Source organism: Paraburkholderia sediminicola, assembly GCF_902859805.1.
In the GTDB taxonomy this organism is placed as follows: domain Bacteria; phylum Pseudomonadota; class Gammaproteobacteria; order Burkholderiales; family Burkholderiaceae; genus Paraburkholderia; species Paraburkholderia sediminicola.
Genome location: NZ_CADIKC010000005.1, coordinates 21,244 through 37,959, shown reverse-complemented (window position 1 = coordinate 37,959; position 16,716 = coordinate 21,244). Strand labels below are relative to the sequence as shown.

Annotated in this window: 16 protein-coding genes; 7 read left to right on the top strand and 9 right to left on the bottom strand. The window is 61.9% G+C overall.

Going from position 1 to position 16,716, the window contains the following annotated elements:
• Nucleotides 1–8 precede the first annotated feature (8 nt).
• Entirely contained in the window at nt 9–596 is a 588-nt protein-coding gene (locus R8871_RS18890; protein WP_175051845.1) for a phosphoheptose isomerase, read from the bottom strand.
• Nucleotides 597–824: 228 nt separating this feature from the next.
• On the bottom strand, nt 825–1,268 hold the full coding sequence (locus R8871_RS18885; RefSeq protein WP_407673176.1) for a YraN family protein: 444 nt from the start codon (nt 1,266–1,268) through the stop codon (nt 825–827).
• A gap of 37 nt (nt 1,269–1,305) precedes the next feature.
• On the opposite strand from R8871_RS18885, the gene rsmI reads away from it, so the two are divergent.
• Nucleotides 1,306–2,184 (top strand): 16S rRNA (cytidine(1402)-2'-O)-methyltransferase, encoded by an 879-nt coding sequence (gene rsmI, locus R8871_RS18880; RefSeq protein ID WP_175051843.1) that lies wholly within the window; start codon nt 1,306–1,308, stop codon nt 2,182–2,184.
• Nucleotides 2,185–2,396: 212 nt separating this feature from the next.
• On the opposite strand, the gene R8871_RS18875 is transcribed toward rsmI, so the two are convergent.
• Nucleotides 2,397–2,987 carry a septal ring lytic transglycosylase RlpA family protein gene (locus R8871_RS18875; RefSeq protein WP_407673167.1) on the bottom strand — a complete coding sequence of 197 codons (591 nt, stop codon included), beginning with the start codon at nt 2,985–2,987 and terminating at the stop codon, nt 2,397–2,399.
• Nucleotides 2,988–3,625: 638 nt separating this feature from the next.
• Between R8871_RS18875 and R8871_RS18870 the strand changes: the two genes are divergently transcribed.
• From R8871_RS18870 to R8871_RS18860, 3 genes are all read left to right on the top strand, one after another.
• Nucleotides 3,626–4,270, top strand: coding sequence for an MBL fold metallo-hydrolase (locus tag R8871_RS18870; RefSeq protein WP_175051841.1), 645 nt, complete (start codon nt 3,626–3,628; stop codon nt 4,268–4,270).
• A complete protein-coding gene (locus R8871_RS18865) occupies nt 4,267–4,896 on the top strand; it encodes a 3'-5' exonuclease family protein (RefSeq protein WP_175051840.1) in 630 nt (209 codons plus the stop codon). The genes R8871_RS18870 and R8871_RS18865 overlap by 4 nt, the downstream gene beginning before the upstream one ends.
• 90 nt (nt 4,897–4,986) lie before the next feature.
• Nucleotides 4,987–5,445: an Lrp/AsnC family transcriptional regulator gene (locus tag R8871_RS18860; protein WP_012431468.1), complete on the top strand. Its 459-nt coding sequence runs from the start codon at nt 4,987–4,989 to the stop codon at nt 5,443–5,445.
• Nucleotides 5,446–5,567: 122 nt separating this feature from the next.
• Here the strand turns inward: R8871_RS18860 and R8871_RS18855 are convergent, their stop codons facing one another.
• The 3 genes from R8871_RS18855 to R8871_RS18845 all read right to left on the bottom strand — a co-directional run bounded on the left by R8871_RS18855 (nt 5,568) and on the right by R8871_RS18845 (nt 8,431).
• Nucleotides 5,568–6,812 carry a cation diffusion facilitator family transporter gene (locus R8871_RS18855; RefSeq protein WP_175051839.1) on the bottom strand — a complete coding sequence of 415 codons (1,245 nt, stop codon included), beginning with the start codon at nt 6,810–6,812 and terminating at the stop codon, nt 5,568–5,570.
• Nucleotides 6,813–7,070: 258 nt separating this feature from the next.
• On the bottom strand, nt 7,071–7,373 hold the full coding sequence (locus R8871_RS18850; RefSeq protein ID WP_054037926.1) for an H-NS histone family protein: 303 nt from the start codon (nt 7,371–7,373) through the stop codon (nt 7,071–7,073).
• Nucleotides 7,374–7,768: 395 nt separating this feature from the next.
• A complete protein-coding gene (locus R8871_RS18845; protein ID WP_175051838.1) occupies nt 7,769–8,431 on the bottom strand; it encodes a HugZ family pyridoxamine 5'-phosphate oxidase in 663 nt (220 codons plus the stop codon).
• Nucleotides 8,432–8,556: 125 nt separating this feature from the next.
• Between R8871_RS18845 and R8871_RS18840 the strand changes: the two genes are divergently transcribed.
• Both R8871_RS18840 and R8871_RS18835 read left to right on the top strand, forming a co-directional pair.
• Nucleotides 8,557–9,768 (top strand): MFS transporter, encoded by a 1,212-nt coding sequence (locus R8871_RS18840; RefSeq protein WP_175051837.1) that lies wholly within the window; start codon nt 8,557–8,559, stop codon nt 9,766–9,768.
• A 258-nt stretch (nt 9,769–10,026) separates the two neighbouring features.
• The gene (locus R8871_RS18835) at nt 10,027–11,667 is read left to right on the top strand and encodes a collagen-like triple helix repeat-containing protein (protein WP_175051836.1); all 1,641 of its coding nucleotides are present in this window, start codon (nt 10,027–10,029) and stop codon (nt 11,665–11,667) included.
• A 93-nt stretch (nt 11,668–11,760) separates the two neighbouring features.
• Here the strand turns inward: R8871_RS18835 and R8871_RS18830 are convergent, their stop codons facing one another.
• From R8871_RS18830 to R8871_RS18820, 3 genes are all read right to left on the bottom strand, one after another.
• Nucleotides 11,761–12,777, bottom strand: coding sequence for a cupin-like domain-containing protein (locus R8871_RS18830; RefSeq protein ID WP_175051835.1), 1,017 nt, complete (start codon nt 12,775–12,777; stop codon nt 11,761–11,763).
• Between the two features lie 141 nt (nt 12,778–12,918).
• Entirely contained in the window at nt 12,919–14,064 is a 1,146-nt protein-coding gene (locus tag R8871_RS18825) for a branched-chain amino acid ABC transporter substrate-binding protein (RefSeq protein WP_054037935.1), read from the bottom strand.
• 432 nt (nt 14,065–14,496) lie between these two features.
• Nucleotides 14,497–15,600 (bottom strand): NAD(P)H-dependent flavin oxidoreductase, encoded by a 1,104-nt coding sequence (locus R8871_RS18820; protein ID WP_175051834.1) that lies wholly within the window; start codon nt 15,598–15,600, stop codon nt 14,497–14,499.
• A gap of 273 nt (nt 15,601–15,873) precedes the next feature.
• On the opposite strand from R8871_RS18820, the gene R8871_RS18815 reads away from it, so the two are divergent.
• Entirely contained in the window at nt 15,874–16,572 is a 699-nt protein-coding gene (locus R8871_RS18815) for a dienelactone hydrolase family protein (RefSeq protein ID WP_175051833.1), read from the top strand.
• The last annotated feature ends 144 nt before the right edge of the window (nt 16,573–16,716 follow it).

The window sequence follows — 16,716 nt, the reverse complement described above, 5'->3', positions numbered from 1 at the left end:
AATCAATCTCAGTCTTCGCCCAGCAACATGGCATCGATGCCGTCGCACAGACAATGGATGGTCAGCAAATGCACTTCCTGAATACGCGCGGTGCGATCGGACGGCACACAAATATGAATATCGGTATCGCTCAGTACTTCCTGCATACGGCCGCCGCCCTTACCGGTCAGCGCGACCACGATCATTTCGCGCTCGTGCGCGGCATCGATCGCGGCCAGCACATTGGCGGAATTGCCGGACGTGGTGATGGCAAGCAACACATCGCCTGGCTGGCCAAGCGCCCATACCTGCTTCGAAAAAATCTGCTCGAATGAGTAGTCGTTGGCGATGGCGGTGAGCACGGAGGTGTCGGTGGTCAGCGCAATCGCCGGCAAGCCAGGGCGCTCCCGCTCAAAGCGACCGATCAGTTCGGCGGCGAAATGTTGTGCGTCGGCCGCCGAGCCGCCGTTGCCGCACGCAAGAATGCGGCTGCCGTTGGCAAGCGCAGCGAACATCGTGTCGATCGCTGCGGCGATCGGCATCGACAGGGATTCGAGGGCTTCGAGTTTGACTGCCGCGCTGTCGCGGAAGTGTTGTTGAATGCGTTCGACTGACATCGAGTCTCTGGTTTCTACCGCGAATAGACCGCAATGCGCGGCCGTGTTGTGAAGTCGTATTGCGAAGTCGTGCCGCTCTGATGAACCATGCCGGCGACACCGCGCGAATGCGCAAAAACATCTCGAAATGCGCTACGCCGTCGCTGCTTTTTGTACGCCGGTGTGGTTCACGAGGTCCGCACGCGAGCGCAAGTTTATCGCACTCACGCCTGTTCTCCGTGCACTGCATCAGACTTCGTCGGCGCGAAACGCATCGCGCAGCCACACGAGCCGGCCAGCTTCGAACGCAATCACGTCGAAACGGCACGCGGGCTCATCATGCGAAGACCTGGTGCGGGTTGCCAGGTAGTGCCGCGCCGCACGCACGATCCGCTGCTTCTTTTGCCAGCCGATGCTCGCTGCCGCGCCGCCATAATGCTGCTGCGCACGCGCGCGAACTTCGACGAATACCAGCGCGCCGTCACGGTCGCGCATCACCAGGTCGATCTCACCGCCCCGGCACAGCACGTTGCGCGCAACGAAACGCAAACGCTGCCGCTGCAAAAACTCCATCGCACGCACCTCGAAAGCCGCGCCGACGAGTTTGGACCCGCTTGGTCTCGAAAAGTTGTGGCCGTCAGCCCGGGCACTCGCCTGCCCACCGCCCGGTTCACGCGCCGCTGCGTGGCACAATGGCGGCCTCGTTCTGTCTGTCTGCGTCTTCTGCCTCATGACTCCTCTCTCCGAACTCGCGCAAGGGCAGCAGTACCCTGCCGCCGCGCTGTATGTGGTGGCCACGCCGATCGGCAACATTGCCGACGTCACGCTGCGCGCGTTGCATGTGCTCGGACTGGTGGATCGCATCGCCGCCGAAGACACCCGCAACACCGGCCAACTGCTCGCGCGCTATGGCATCTCGAAGCCGCTTGTCGCGGTTCATCAGCACAACGAGCGGGCCGCGGCGCTGCGCCTGATCGAGCATCTGCAAGCGGGCGAACGCGTGGCCTACGTATCCGATGCGGGCACGCCCGGCATCTCGGACCCCGGTGCGAAACTCGTCGACGCCGTGCGCGAAGCCGGTTTCCCGGTCATTCCTCTACCCGGCGCAAGCGCGCTCGCCACCGCATTGAGCGCTGCCGGCGACTGGGTCGCGACGTTCTCGTTCCTCGGCTTCCTGCCGCCCAAGGCAAAAGCACGTGCCGCGGCGCTGCAAGCGCTCGCAAACCACCCGCACGCAATGGTGTTCTACGAAGCGCCGCACCGGATCGTCGAAACGGTGCAGGCGTTGGCTGACGCATTCGGGGGCGAACGCAAGCTGCTGATCGCACGGGAATTGACGAAGTTACATGAAGCGCTGCATCGCGGCACCCTGGCCGAAGGGCCAACGTGGCTCGAGGCCGATCCGAACCGGCAACGCGGTGAGTTCGTTCTGGTGGTGGAAGGCGCACAGCCGGAAGCCGCGGGCGAACACGATCACGACGCGTTGCTGGGCATCCTGCTGGAGGAGTTGACGGTGAGCAGCGCGGCAAAAATTGCGGCGACCCTTACCGGCGCGTCGCGCAATGCGCTCTACACGCGCGCTTTGGCGCTTAAGAAAGACGAGGAATAAGGCGGGAGAGAAGGGATGCCCGCCAGCGGATCAGGCTTGCAGAACGAGCCAGGACCGAAAAGAATGAGCGGCTGCGTGCAGCCACGGTTGATGAGTAAAAGAAAGGGGCCGCGCGAAGCGGCCCTCTGTCTTTTGGCGAACAACGGCGCGAGTTGGCGCCATGTTGCCCGGCGTCACGAGCGCGTCAGAGACGCTCCCGCGGCCACTGCACATTACTTCTCTGAGTTCGACGCCAGCGTTTCATTCATCTCAGCACGTGCTTCCTGGCGCGTCAATCCTTCGATCTGAACGCGCGCGGTACCGGCGTGGCGCATGTCGAGCGCAGAGGCGGCGGCCATCGACAGATCGATGATCCGGCCACGCGCATACGGGCCGCGATCGTTGATGCGCACGACAACCGAGCGCGACGTGGCCGGATTGGTCACGCGAACATACGAGCCGAGCGGCAGCGTGCGATGCGCCGCGGTCAGCGCGTGCATGTCGAAACGTTCGCCGTTGGCGGTGCGGCGGCCATGGAAGCCGCGGCCGTACCACGAGGCGCGACCGATCTGATGAAAGTCCGAAACGCTGGGACTGTCGTCAGTGAGCGGCTGCGCATCGGCCAGCGACGAGCCTTTGGCGGCTGCGCCGGATGCCGGCGCGCTACCGAAAGCTTGCGGGCCGAAGGAACCTGCCTGCGCATTCTTCGTGCTCAGCGGCGCGCCGCTGTCAGACGTGCTGCTCGCGCCCGGAGGCGTGGCACAGCCGGCCAGCACAAAAAAGGCAAAAAGAGTCCCCAGACCACGGGATAACCGAGTTTTCATAAGACGTGCAATCAAATTGTCGAGCCGCATCACGCGAAAAGTTGAGCGTGTTGCCTGCGACTCCGGCGGCAATGGACGACAACGCGCCGCGCAGAAAAGCGCAGTACGTCAAGGCCCGGATGCGGCTACCCAGCCGCTACCGCACGGTTAATTTTCACGTCTGGCGCAACCTGTCCCCGGCAGCCTGACCAGACCCCACATGCCGCCATCGAACGTGGCAAACACGTTCTTGCGCGCGGAACTCAGCGCGCAGGAACAGCGGCGTAGGCCCCACCCAGCGTCACGGCATTTAAGTCCGTTGCAGGCGCGCGGCGCCTGGCTGGGTAAGACGTGTGCATCGAATGCATCGATACCTGATGGCCGCCCAAAACTGCGACAGCCCATACTTGAGTGGCAATCCGCGTGCCCATTTTTGATGGGGACGCATCGCCGTGTGGCATGCACAATTCCTTGTGCATGGAGGCCATTATACCCAAAAGAAAAATTTGGGATGGCAAGCGACTGAAAACCTTGATGAATTTTCACTTCTGCTGCAAAAATGGGCAGCCCAAAGCCTGCTGCGGCAGGGCCTCCGCGCGCTCGACGAGCGTCGACGAGACGCCGGTACAATCAACGTTTTTCCAGCGGCGCCGTCATCCATGAAAGTCACCCTGATCCCCGTTACGCCGTTCCAGCAGAACAGCTCGCTGCTCGTTTGCGAGGCAACCGGACGCGCGGCTGTCGTCGATCCGGGCGGCGACCTCGATGTCATCCAGGGTGAAATCGCGCGCCAGAAAGTGACGGTCGAAAAAGTATTCCTCACGCATGGCCACATCGATCACTGCGCCGGCGCGAAGACACTTGCCACGCATTACGGCGTGCCGATCGAAGGACCGCATCCTGACGAAAGCTTCTGGCTCGACAAGCTGCCGGATCAGAGCACGCGCTTCGGCTTTCCTGCTGCCGAAGCGTTCGAGCCGGACCGCTGGCTGCAAGACGGCGAGACCGTGAAATTCGGCGACGAAACCCTCGAGGTCTATCACTGCCCCGGCCACACGCCAGGCCACGTGGTGTTCTTCAGCCGCGCGCATCGGCTCGCACTGGTGGGCGACGTGCTGTTCGCCGGCTCGATCGGCCGCACGGATTTTCCACGCGGCAATCACGCCGACCTGGTACGCGCGATCCGCGAAAAACTCTGGCCACTCGGCGACGACGTCACCTTTGTTCCGGGCCACGGCCCCACTTCCACGTTCGGCGCCGAGCGCCGCACCAATCCGTATGTCGCCGACGGAGTCAAAGCATGAGCAGCGAAATCTACGTGAGCACCGATGTCGAAGCGGACGGTCCGATTCCCGGTCCGCATTCGATGCTCAGTTTCGCCTCCGCCGCGTACACGGAAGACAAGCAACTGATCGCCACGTTCTCCGCGAATCTGGAATTGCTCGACGGCGCCACGCCGCACCCGGTGCAGGAAGCATGGTGGAAGACGCAGCCGGAAGCGTGGGAAGCCTGCCGCAAGGATTTGCAAAATCCGCAGGCCGCGCTGACGGCCTATGTCGAATGGGTTGAGGCGTTGCCGGGCAAACCGGTGTTCGTGGCAATGCCGGCCGGTTTCGACTTCACCTATATGTTCTGGTACATGATGCGGTTTGTCGGCCGCTGCCCGTTTTCGTGGTCGGCGCTCGATATCAAAACGCTGGCCTTTGCACTGACTGGCCTGCCGTACCGCAAGAACATCAAGCCGCGTTTCCCGAAGCACTGGTTCGACGAACATCCGCACACGCATGTCGCGCTGGATGACGCGATCGAACAGGGCGCGCTTTTCTGCAACATGCTCAAGGATCTGCGCGCCGTCCAGGCGGCCACGCTGACGGCCGCTAGAGATGGGGACGGCTCAGGACAAAACGCCGCTGAGGAACCAGCAAATTAGGTAATCTCCCTCGCCGAAGCCGTTTTACATTGCGTTTCGTTTTCGAGACCTCTACCATGCGTTGATAGGGCGACGCCAACGGAGGCGCAGTTGACACTCGATACGTTCTCTCAAAAAATCCTGCGCCTGCTGCAGCTCGACGCACGCCGGTCGGTGCAAGAGATTTCCGACCAGGTCGGCCTGTCAAGCACCCCGTGCTGGCGCCGTATCAAGGATATGGAGCAATCCGGGGTGATCCAGCGCTACACGGCATTGCTGGATCGCGAAAAGCTGGGGCTGCACGTCTGCGCGCTCGCGCATATTCATCTCACCCGTCACACCGAGGGCGGGGTCGAACAGTTCGAGCGGGAAATCGCGACCTGCCCGGAGGTCACCGAGTGCTACAGCACGACCGGTGAATCCGATTACATCCTCAAGATCGTCGCGCCGGACATCAAGGCGTACGACAGCTTTCTGCACGAACGCATCTTCAAGATTCCCGCCGTCGCGCAAGTGCGCACGAGCGTCGTGCTGCGCGAGATCAAATTCGATACGCAGTTACCGTTGTGAGACTGTGAACCCGTCACGACATATCGCAATACCGTCTTAACCTTAAACCTGCCGCGCCGCCGCCACGCTCTGAGGCGGCGGCTTACGCACGGCTGGCCGATTCTCGGCTCGAGCCCCGGCACTCACGTGGCGCTATGCGGTTGCTCAGCCTTGGCGCTGGCGATGGTGTCGCCGGACCCTGCTTCCGTCGGAACGCTGCTTTCGGCCTGCGGCGCGTCCACTCCCTGCAGCACGTTCAGCTTGCGGGCGCCGAGACGGCGCCTTAGCGCGTCCAGATCGACATGAGCAAGACATGGTTCACCGCTTTCGGCCGCGCGCACACCCGGCGTCGGCAGAACCACTTCGACATCGAGCCCTGTGCTCAAGTAATGCATATTGACCGATGCGGCCTTCACGCCACCCGCGGCGAGCGCCGCGTTGACTTCGGCGACCACCCGCTCCCGGGTCGGCAGATTGACGGGCGGGCGCGCAACCGCGTCGTTCTCCGGATCGACATGGATCAGCGCGTCGAGCACGCGGTTGTCGGCCAGCACGCGCAGGCGCGCCGATTCGGCGATGTAGTGCCCTTCCGATACCGAGATCATCGGGTCGACCAGAATGTGCGCGTCGACCAGCGCGAAGTCACCCATCTTGCGGGTGCGCATTTCATGCACGTCGCGTACGCCGGGCGTCGCGAGCAATAGCGCGCGCATGTCGGCGGAGGCGGCTTCGTCGAGCGCGCGGTCGGAAAGATCTTGCAGCGCGTCCCAACCGAACATCCAGCCCATGCGCGCCACCATGAAACCGACAATCGCCGCGGCGATCGGATCGAGCAGACGCACGCCCGCGAGGCTGCCGATAATGCCAATCGCGACCACCAATGACGAAGCGGCGTCCGAGCGTGCATGCCATGCGTTCGCGATCAACATGGCTGAACGCACGCGTTGCGCTTCGCGCAGCATGTAGCGAAACAGGCTTTCTTTGGAAATCAGCACCAGCACAGCGACCGCGAGCGCGCTCATATGCACGGCGGGGATGCTTTGCAAATCGGCGAGGCGCGTGCCGGCGCGCCACAACATACCAACGCCGACCACAATCAGCAGCGCACCCAAAAACAATGACGCAACCGTTTCATAGCGGCTATGTCCGTAATTGTGATCCGCGTCGGGCTTGGCGCCGCTGTGCCGATTAGCGATTAGCACGACAAAATCGGAAATCAGATCGGCTAACGAATGGATACCGTCGGCGACCAGCGCCTGCGAATGGGCAAACACGCCGATGACAATTTGCAGCCCCATCAGCACCGTATTGAGCGCAATACTGACAAAGGTAGTTTTGCGCGCAACGCGATGTTTCTCGACGGACTGGACGGCGGCGGTGGAAGGCATCTCTGAAACAAACGGAAAAGTTCAATGCCTGCATTCTACCCGGCACATCTCGATATGCGCTGGATAAACCACAAAAAAACCTTTTAAATCAGACGCTTATCTAAACGAAAAGCATTCGCGTTCCAGTTTCATGGAGCGCGTGTGACAAAGAGTCACGGCAATTTGCAGCGGAAATAAAAAAACCGCGCCCTTGACGGTACGCGGTTTTTTTCCGGCAACAGCGCGCGCTTTAGGCGCCACTGATTGACCGTATAACTATTACTTCTGGATCAGAAATTTCTCGCGATCCAGACCTGCGATCCAGCGCGGCGGCTTGCCGCGGCCCGACCACGTGCTGCCGCTATCCGGGTCACGATACTTCGGCGCGACGCCAGCACGCGGACGACCGGCTTTAGCAGCCTTGGCACCACGGCCACCACCGAGTTCAGTCAGCGAAATGCCGTAATCGGCCATTTTCTGCTTGATCTCATTCAACACTTCTGCATATTCACGCGACTTTGCTTCTTCGATCTGCTTTTCGAGCTTCTCGCGCTGTGCGAGTAGTTCCTTGTAGGAAGACATAGGTTCCCTTATGGTTTGGATAAATGACTGCCAGTCTTAAGCCGGCTTGCCCTTTGAAGTGATCATGCCTCGGAATTTGATGGCGAGATTAACACAAAATAGAAAAACTACAAAAGCGGCGCCGTAAAATTAATCTCAATACGTTTCAAAAAATTTCACTGAGACGCGGTGTTACGCGAACCCTTTCAAATAGATAATTTTCGCATTCCGCTGAAAAGCGCGGCTGCACATCAGTGATTAATGAATTAACTATCAAAAAATGAAACGTAAGATAAGAAAATTGCTCCAACATTTCATGCGATGAAAGCTTCAACATGAAACGTCGGAACATATTACGGCCCGCGCTCTTTCTTGTTATTACGGCATGAGTGTTTTCCCCAAACAGCAATCGAAACTCAATTAGCGTGACGCTCGATGCAATCTTCGAGCGCCGCATGCAAGGTTTCAGTATTGCGTTTCACATCGTCGAAGACAAAACGGGTACGCGCGCCGCCCAGCTTCAGATCAGCGCCATAGCGATCGACGCCAAGCAATTGAGGTCCGTCGGCGCCTTGGGAACGAACGGCGAAATGCTCGATGAGCGCGTTTTCTTCATCGAGACCAAGTGGCGGCAGGGGATCGAGGTCGGCGCCGGCAAGCCAGCCCATCGCGCCGAAGCCGCCGATATAGCGCAGCCGTTCCAGCTTCATCGCCCAGAACGTGAAATCGCCGAGAACCAAGTAGCGTTCGGCGTCCGGGTGATAGCGCAGATAGCGCCGTACGACTTCGGGGGTCGAGTCGATCGGTTCGAACGTGCCGAGCAAAGTGACGCGCTGGCCGCTCAGCACGTCGCCGTCCGGTGCGTCGACGACCAGAAAGCCGGCGCGCGGGTCCGCGTGCAAGTTGTGCGTATGCTCGGCGAGCCGGCTCACGAGAATCGTCGGACGATGCTGCGGGTCCGGTGCGAACGGCAGCACCGAAGGGTAAGGAAAACCTTCCGGCTGACGCGCGTGAGTAGCGAGCGTACCGATAGCGGCCATATGAAGCAGATGCAGCGGAGCGTGAGCGGGAATGTTCAAGTGCGCGTTCCTCGATGGCTAAGCATTGGATCAATTCGCTCCAAGCATAAGACAGCGCGCTTCGTTAGAATCGGAAATTCGCTTTCAGCGCGCTTTCTTACGCGCACTCCCTCCTCGAGATTTCCGTGTCAGACCGCTCCTCCGAATTCGTCACCCTCCCCGCTGCTCATCGCGATCTCTCCGACACCGCACGACAGCGCGCCCGTGTCGCCACGATGGCGTTGTTTTTCATCGCCGGCATGATGTACGCGTCGTGGGGGGTGCACGTGCCGACAGTGCGCGACCGCTTCCATCTGAACGCGGCGATGCTTTCGTACGCGCTGCTAGCTCTCGCCGGTGGCTCGATCGGCGCCATGGCGGCGAACGCTTCCTGGATTGCGCGGGTCGGCACGCGCCGGGCTTGTCTAACGGGCGGCCTGGTGATGTCGGCATGCGCGGTGCTGATTCTGATCGTGCCGGCTTACTGGATGTTGCTGATCGTGCTGGCCGTCTTCGGCGCGGGCATGGCCACGCTCGACGTCGCGATGAACGCGGAAGCCAGCGCTGTCGAGAAAGCGCTCGGCCGGCCGATCATGTCAGCGCTGCACGGCATGTTCAGCGTCGGCGGGATGGCTGGCGCGGCGGTGGGCGGGGTCCTGTTATCGCGCGGCATGGCGCCGGCCGTGCACCTCACGCTGGCCGCGGCGATCAGCGCGCTGGTGCTGATCGCGGCCTGCCCTTCCGTACTGCCGCACGTGCCCCACGCCGACCATCCCGACGCCGCCACGCCGCGCGCCAATCGCTGGCGATCGCCGGCCTTGTGGGCGCTCGGTGCCATGGCGCTGGTCGCGCTGATCGCCGAAGGTGCGATGTACGATTGGGCGACCGTCTACATGCGCGACGTCGTGCTGTCCACGCCAGCTCTCGCGAGCGCGGCCTACGCGGCGTTTTCGGGCGGCATGGCAGCGGCGCGTTTCGCCGGCGACGCCGTGCGCGCCCGCTTCGGTGCCCCGCAACTGGTAATGGCGAGCGCGTCGCTTGCCTGCGCGGGGATGGTCGGCGCACTGCTGCTGCCAAATCCGGTCGTCGCCCTCATCGGCTTCACGCTGATGGGTCTCGGCCTCGCGAACATGATGCCTGTGCTGTTTGCGGCAGCGGCGAGCGTCAAAGGCATTCACGCGGCCGAAGGGCTCGCGCATGTCGCCGGGCTGGCGTACTTCGGGTTGTTGCTCGGGCCGGTGATCATCGGCGCGGTGACGCAGGCGACCAGCTTGCCAATCGGATTGTCCGTGGTGGCCGTGTGTTCAGCCCTGATCGCGATCGCCGGTCCGAAGGTGCTGCGGCGTTTGAAGATCTGACGCAGACTCGCGCTGCTGTTGCATCGGCGATGCGTCACGCCATATGAAACCCGGCGTTCTTACGTTACGTTACGCGAGCCCTGCACGCTGATGTGTTCCCCGCCACATCGGTGGCCTGAGCACCCTCCCCGTTTCGTGCGCACGCTCGCAACTTATTGATCTGTATGACTTTATTCTTTGCATCGATCATGCAAACATAAATGGCATAGGCCTTGCAGTTAGCTCCCTGGCAATTTCCAAATTACGGGGGAGCAGACCATGAATCGCAATTTCAAACTATCGGCGATCGCCATGTGCGTGACGTCGATGATCCTACTGACCGGATGCGGAAGCACGTTGGTCAGACCGGGCGTCTCGAGCGGGTCGGGTAGTGGTTCCGGCAACGGTTCAGGCTCGGGCTCCGGCTCGGGGAACGGAAGCGGCACGCCGACGCCGACACCCACGCCTACTCCGACACCGACACCCACTCCGACTCCGACGCCTACTCCGACTCCGACGCCCACACCGACGCCTACTCCGACGCCGACGCCGACGCCGACGCCGACGCCTACTCCAACACCGACGCCCACACCATCCAGCGCCAATCCGATCGGCGTCGTCGTCCAGAACACTGGCAACGTGGTGTCCGCGACCGGCCAGACCGTCTCCGCAATCGGCAACCAGATCGGCCTCACGCCGATCCCCGGCTCGAATCCGGCCACCACGACCGCGCTCGGCAACGTCGTCTCGAATCTCGGCGCCGGTGTCACCGCAGTCGGCACAGGTGCGGCGAACGGCCTCGGTCAGCTCGGCAATTCCACCGATCCGCTCGGTACGACGCTGGCGAGCAGCGGCGGCCTCGTTTATAACGCAGGCCAGGCCGTCAACAGCGCCGGCCAGCTCGTGACGAGTCTCGGCAGCGGTCCCACCGCACCGCTCAGTCCGCTGACCACGCCGCTCGGCAGCACGGTCTCGACGCTCGGCATTGCAGTCAGCGGCCTTGGCACGCAACTGACCTCGCAGCTAACGAACGGCCCGATCCAGCAAGTGACGCAGACCGTCAGCACCGCGATCACGCCGATCACCGCCACGCTCGCGCAAACGACCCAAACCGTCGGCGATACGACCGGACTCGGCGCACCGCTGAACGGTTTGCTGTCGACCATCGGCCACGGCCTCGATACCGCGGGCAGCCAGGTCAGCAACGCGACCAACAACCCGATCGGTCAGAACCTCGGCAATGTCGTGACCAAGCTCGGCGACACGGTCACGTCGGCCGGCGGCCTGCTGACTGCGGGCGGCACGAGCAGCGGCAACCCGCTCGGCGGTCTCACGGGCATCCTGAATCCGGGCGGCAGCGGCGGCGCAACGGGCAATCCGCTGGCGCCGTTGACCAGCATTCTCACCGCATTGCCCGGCACCTTGAGCGGCGGCCTGACCGGAGGCAGCGGTTCGGGCAGCCCGCTTGCGCCGATTACCAGCGTCCTCAATACCGTAACGGGCAGTCTCGGTGGCCTCGGCGGCAGTTCAGGCAGCAGCCCGCTGGCACCACTGACCAGCGTCCTCAGCACCGTAACGGGCAGTCTCGGTGGCCTCGGCGGTAGCTCGGGCAGCAGCCCGCTGGCACCGCTGACCGGTGTGCTGAACTCGGTCACGGGTGCATTGGGCGGCGGGACCGGCGGCAGCGGCGGCGGCAGCAACCCGCTGGCACCGGTGACGTCGGCAGTGTCGTCGCTGACAGGCGCGCTCGGATCGGCTGCGGGTTCGGGCGGCACGGGCAGCACCAGCAACCCGCTTGCGCCGATCACGGGTCTGCTGGGCACCGTCACTGGCGCATTGACCGGTTCGGGCACCTCGACCGGCGGCACCACGGGCGGTGGCCTGCTCGGCGGTCTGGGCGGCCTGACGAGCAAGAAGTAACGAATACGAAAAACGACAGTCAATAAAGACGCGAAAAAAACAAGCGTCGAAGGGGGGAGCGGCGAGCCGGGTCAACCGGTTCGCCGTTTTTTTTCACAGCTCGTGATACGTCACGTAGTCGCGCGAGAAGTCGTTACGCTGCAGAAAATTGGTGAACGTCATCGTCACCGACGCATCGAGTCCTTCCACGTAATGCCACCAGCCGATCGGCAGAAACAGCAATTCGCCGGGTTCGAGCGTGCACTCCATCAAATGCGCATTGCGCATCGACGGGAAACGCTCGTAGTCGATCGCACCACCGTCCACCTCCGAATAACAATGCAGCATGTTTGCCATATGCGGCGTATCGGACAACGGCACCAGCTTGATCTGTTTGCGGCCGACCACCTGCGCCATGAAGTTATTGGTCAGATCATGGTGAAACGGCGTTTTCGTTCCTGGCGGCCCCATCCAGAAAAAACCCGTCTCGGGCGACTCGGCATCGAGATATTCGCGGATAGCCGGCACGTCTGACCATAACGCCGCAAGGGCCGCGCGATTGTGCGAGGTGTTATTGGCGGTCATGTAGAAATCGTTAGTCGGGCCGCTGCGCTCGACGAGATCGACATAATCGGCAAAGCGCATCATGCGCTTGAGCTTGGGCTGATTGATTTCGTAATTCGCATCCGACTCGCGGCCGAACTGCACTTCGACTTCACACTCGCCGCACCGCTCGCGAAAGTAGTCGAAACTCCACTGCGTGCGCGCCGGCCAGAAATCGAACGCGCCGGTGATGATGACCGGCCGGTTCTGAAAGTAGTACTGCTCAAAGAACTCGTCACGCGATAAGCGCTCGCGCCGTTCGACCACACCGCTTCCGGCGCGCATGCGATTGAGCGTGCCGTACACCGACAATATCCATTCGCGTTTGCGCAAACGATTGCGCAAACGCACGGCACCCTCAAAGTAGGGACTCGCGAGCGCCGTCTCGATTTCGCGCGCGGCATCGGCCGGGTCGAAACCATGTCCGACCAGCGCACCATGCAGCGCGGGCGGCGGTGCGTCGAGCAGCAGATTCTCGGCAATCCAGCGGCGCCAGCCGTTGTCGATCGAACGGATCTCAGTGGTCACGGCATTCTCCCAAACGATGTTCCCAAGCTCGCCAGCCTCGCACGCAAACGCTCAAAAGAAAAGGCACGCGAGCCTTGCGGCGCGCGTGCCTTTTAACTGCATGACCGAAGACAAACACAGCTGTCTTCGGTCATGCGGCTCTTACATCTTCACTACGTCGAGCAGCGTCTTCTTGCCTGCCTTGTAGTTGTACAGCGAGATCACGCCGTGTTGAAGGTCGCCCTTCGAGTCGAACGTGGTTTCGCCGATCACACCCTTGTAGTCGGTCGCCGGCATTGCTGCCAGGATCTTCGCCGGATCGGTCGAGTTCGCACGCTTCATAGCGTCGACGATGATGTACACAGCGTCATACGTGAACGGAGCGTAGATCTGGATCGGCTGACCGAAACGCTTCTGATACTTGGCGAGGAACGCTGCGCCGCCAGCCATCTTCTCGAGCGCCATACCGGCTTCCGAGCAGACGATGTTGTCGGTTGCGTCGCCAGCCAGGTCCGACAGCTTGTCGGTACACACGCCGTCGCCTGCCAGAACCTTCGCACGCAGGCCGAGCTGCTTGGCTTGCTTGGCGAACGGGCCGCCGGTTGCGTCCATACCGCCGTACATGATCGCGTCCGGGTTTTCGCCCTTGATCTTCGTCAGAATCGCGCGGAAGTCGACAGCCTTGTCGTTCGTCGCGTCATGCGACATCACGTTCAGGCCCAGCGACTTGGCGGTCTTTTCGAATTCGTTGGCGAGACCTTGACCGTAAGCGGTCGAGTCGTCGACGATCGCGACGCTCTTCACTTTCAGGCCCTTGGCTGCGTAGTTAGCCAGTGCCGGACCTTGTTGCGCATCGGTCGCCACGACGCGGTACGTCGTCTTGAAACCTTGTTGCGTGTAGGCCGGGTTCGTTGCCGACGGCGAGATCTGCACGATGCCAGCATCGCTATAGATCTTCGAAGCCGGGATCGACGTGCCCGAGTTCAAGTGGCCGACCACTGCGACGACCTTATCGTCAACCAGCTTCTGCGCAACTTGCGTAGCCGTACGCGGGTCAGCTGCGTCGTCTTGTGCGTCGAGTTGCAGCGTGATTTTCTGGCCGCCGATCGTCAGGCCCTTGGCGTTGATTTCTTCAACAGCCAGACGCGCGCCGTTTTCGTTGTCTTTACCCAGGTGAGCGATACCGCCGGTCAACGGTGCAACGTGGCCGATCTTGACGACCTCGTCCGCCACCGCGCCCGTAGCCAATGACGCAAACAACATGGCCGCAGCGCTGATCGGCAAAAGCTTTTGAATCTTGATGTTCATGTAAGTCTCCAGTTTCGGTCCCAAAAACAACGTAATCGCCCTGTGCCCCCGCTTCCCTACACGTGTCGCTCAGTCCCGTGGACGACCACGCCGGTTGCATCGTTCATGCACTTGGCCAGCACGTTCACCGGACTGTTTGTGGCAGACGGCAAACCGTACTTGCGCGCAAGTGTAGGCCATCAAATTAAATTGTGGGACTTTTTTGAGGAAGTGGGATGAACACTAATAGCGTTTATCCAACAAGAGCCGATTCCGGCTGGGAAGACAGGCTGGAAAGCACCAGCCCATGCGGGTTTCCGCTAGGTATGCCTATCGTCTAACAGCGCAGCCTAAAGCTTTTAGCGTGTTAAACCGTTAATGGTTCGAATAGGCTTTTTGCGTAAAAACAAAGCGCGCCGCAGTTGCCGCGACGCGCGTCCGAGCCATGCCGAATCAACGCTTGAGCGCGCCGATCCGTGTTGCCACCGCATGCCATTCCTGCTCGAGTTGCCCAACCAGTTCGGCAGCGCCGAGGCCTTCCCGGCGCTTGCGGGCAAGCGGCGCGCCCTGGCCTGACCAAAGAGACAGATAGTCGCCGTTGCCCGCGCGGCTCGCGGTTTGCCGCAGCTCCTGCGTCAAGGCGTTTTGCACCGGATAAGGCGCGACCTTATGCGCCGACTCGCTTAAGCGCTGCATCAACGGATTGCGTATGCCGCGCGCATGGCGGCCGGTGATCGCGCGCGTCACGGAGGTCGATGTATCCGACACCGAACGCACTCGGGTTTTCCATGCCTGCGGTATCGCACTCTCCAGACAAGTGAGGAACGCCGTGCCCATTACCGCGGCTTGCGCGCCGAGCGCGAGCGCGGCGACGATGCCGCGTCCGTCCATGATGCCGCCGGCGGCCAGCACCGGCAGGCCGGTCGCATCGACGAGTTGCGGCACGAGCGCCATCGTGCCGACCAGCGCGTCTTCGAATGCGCCGATGAAGGTGCCGCGATGCGCGCCCGCCTCCGCGCCTTGCGCCGCGATTGCATCGGCGCCCGCGTCGCGCCAGGCGACACCCTCGGCAACATGCGTCGCGGTGCCTATTACATATAGCCCGTTTTCATGCAGTCGGGCGACGTCGGCAGCTGGGAGCAAGCCGAATGTGAAACTCGCCACCGGCACGCGCAATTCAATCAGCGTTTCCAGTTGCGCGCGGAAATCCGGCGCATAGCGTTCGAGCGGCTGGCCCGATGGCAAACCGAGATCGGTGCGTAATGGATCGATGGCTTCGAGCGCGCGGCGCACGGTGGCTTCGTCCGGCGCGGCCGGCTCCAGTACAAACAGATTCACGCCGAAGGGGCGATCCGTCAGCGCGCGAATCGCCGCGACTTCGCTCGCGATCTTCTCGGGCGACAGTGCCGCCGCCGCGAGGAAGCCGAGACCGCCGGCATTCGATACCGCCGCCACCATCGCCGGCGTCGTCGCGCCGCCCGCCATCGGCGCCTGCACGACCGGTACCCGTAATTCGAAACGCGCCGCAAACGGCGTCACAAAACTGCCTTCATTCATGATCGATTCCTCTCCGGCAAAGCGCTCGTAGCATCGACGAGCCAGTACTTTGGACTCTACCGAGCCATGCGCGCGCGGAGAAATGAATTATCGAGAATGTTTCATTCGCCTTACGAGATCATCGCCGTGCGGCGGGCGTTGTCGGGCCGCGCCCGGCCTCACTGCAAGCCGTTTCTTTTGGTGGCAAACTGACCGCCCGTCTCAGGCATTCAGGCCTCGGGCATTCATTCAGACCGACCGCGCGCATCAACGCACGAGTAAATGGAGAGCAACATGAGCACGACTTCCCGCTGGATCGACATTCCCGCCGGCAACGACAGTTTCGGCGGCTATCTGGCGCTGCCCAAAGGCGGCAAGGGACCGGCCGTCATCATCATTCAGGAAATCTTCGGCGTGAACAGCCATATCCGCTCGGTCGCGGATCAGTATGCGCAAGACGGATACGTCGCGCTCGCACCGGACGTGTTCTGGCGCGTGCAGCCGCGCGTCGAATTGACATATGACGGCGCGGATCGCGAGAAAGGCATCGAGCTGATGCAAAAGACCAATGTCGATCAGGCAGTGGCCGATATCGGCGCAGCCGCCGCAGCATTGCGCGCGATGCCGGAAGTCACCGGCAAGATTGCGGCGATCGGCTTCTGCTTCGGCGGTCAACTCGCGTATCTGGCGGCTGCGCAAGGCACGCTCGATGGCGCGGTGGCGTACTACGGCGGCGGCATCCAGAACAAGCTCGATCAGGCCGCGAAGATCAAAGTGCCGATGCAATTCCACTACGGTGAACTCGACGCGCATATCCCGCTGTCGGCAGTCGGCCAGATTCAGGAGCGCTTCGCCGGCCGTGCCGATGCGGAATTCAATATCTATCCGAACGCCGATCACGGCTTCAACTGCTCGGACCGCGCGTCGTACAACCAGCCCGCTGCAGCGCTCGCGCATGGCCGCACGCTGACCTTCCTCGGTGAGCGGCTGTAACTTCGCGGCCTTAACTCGCCGCTTCGACCCGCCGCTTTGACTCGCGGTTGTGATCGCCGCCTGTAACTCACCCCTGTACCTGAGTTACTCTCTCGAAGACGACGTGCCATCGGTGCGTCGTCTTCTCCCATGCGTGCCGATGAA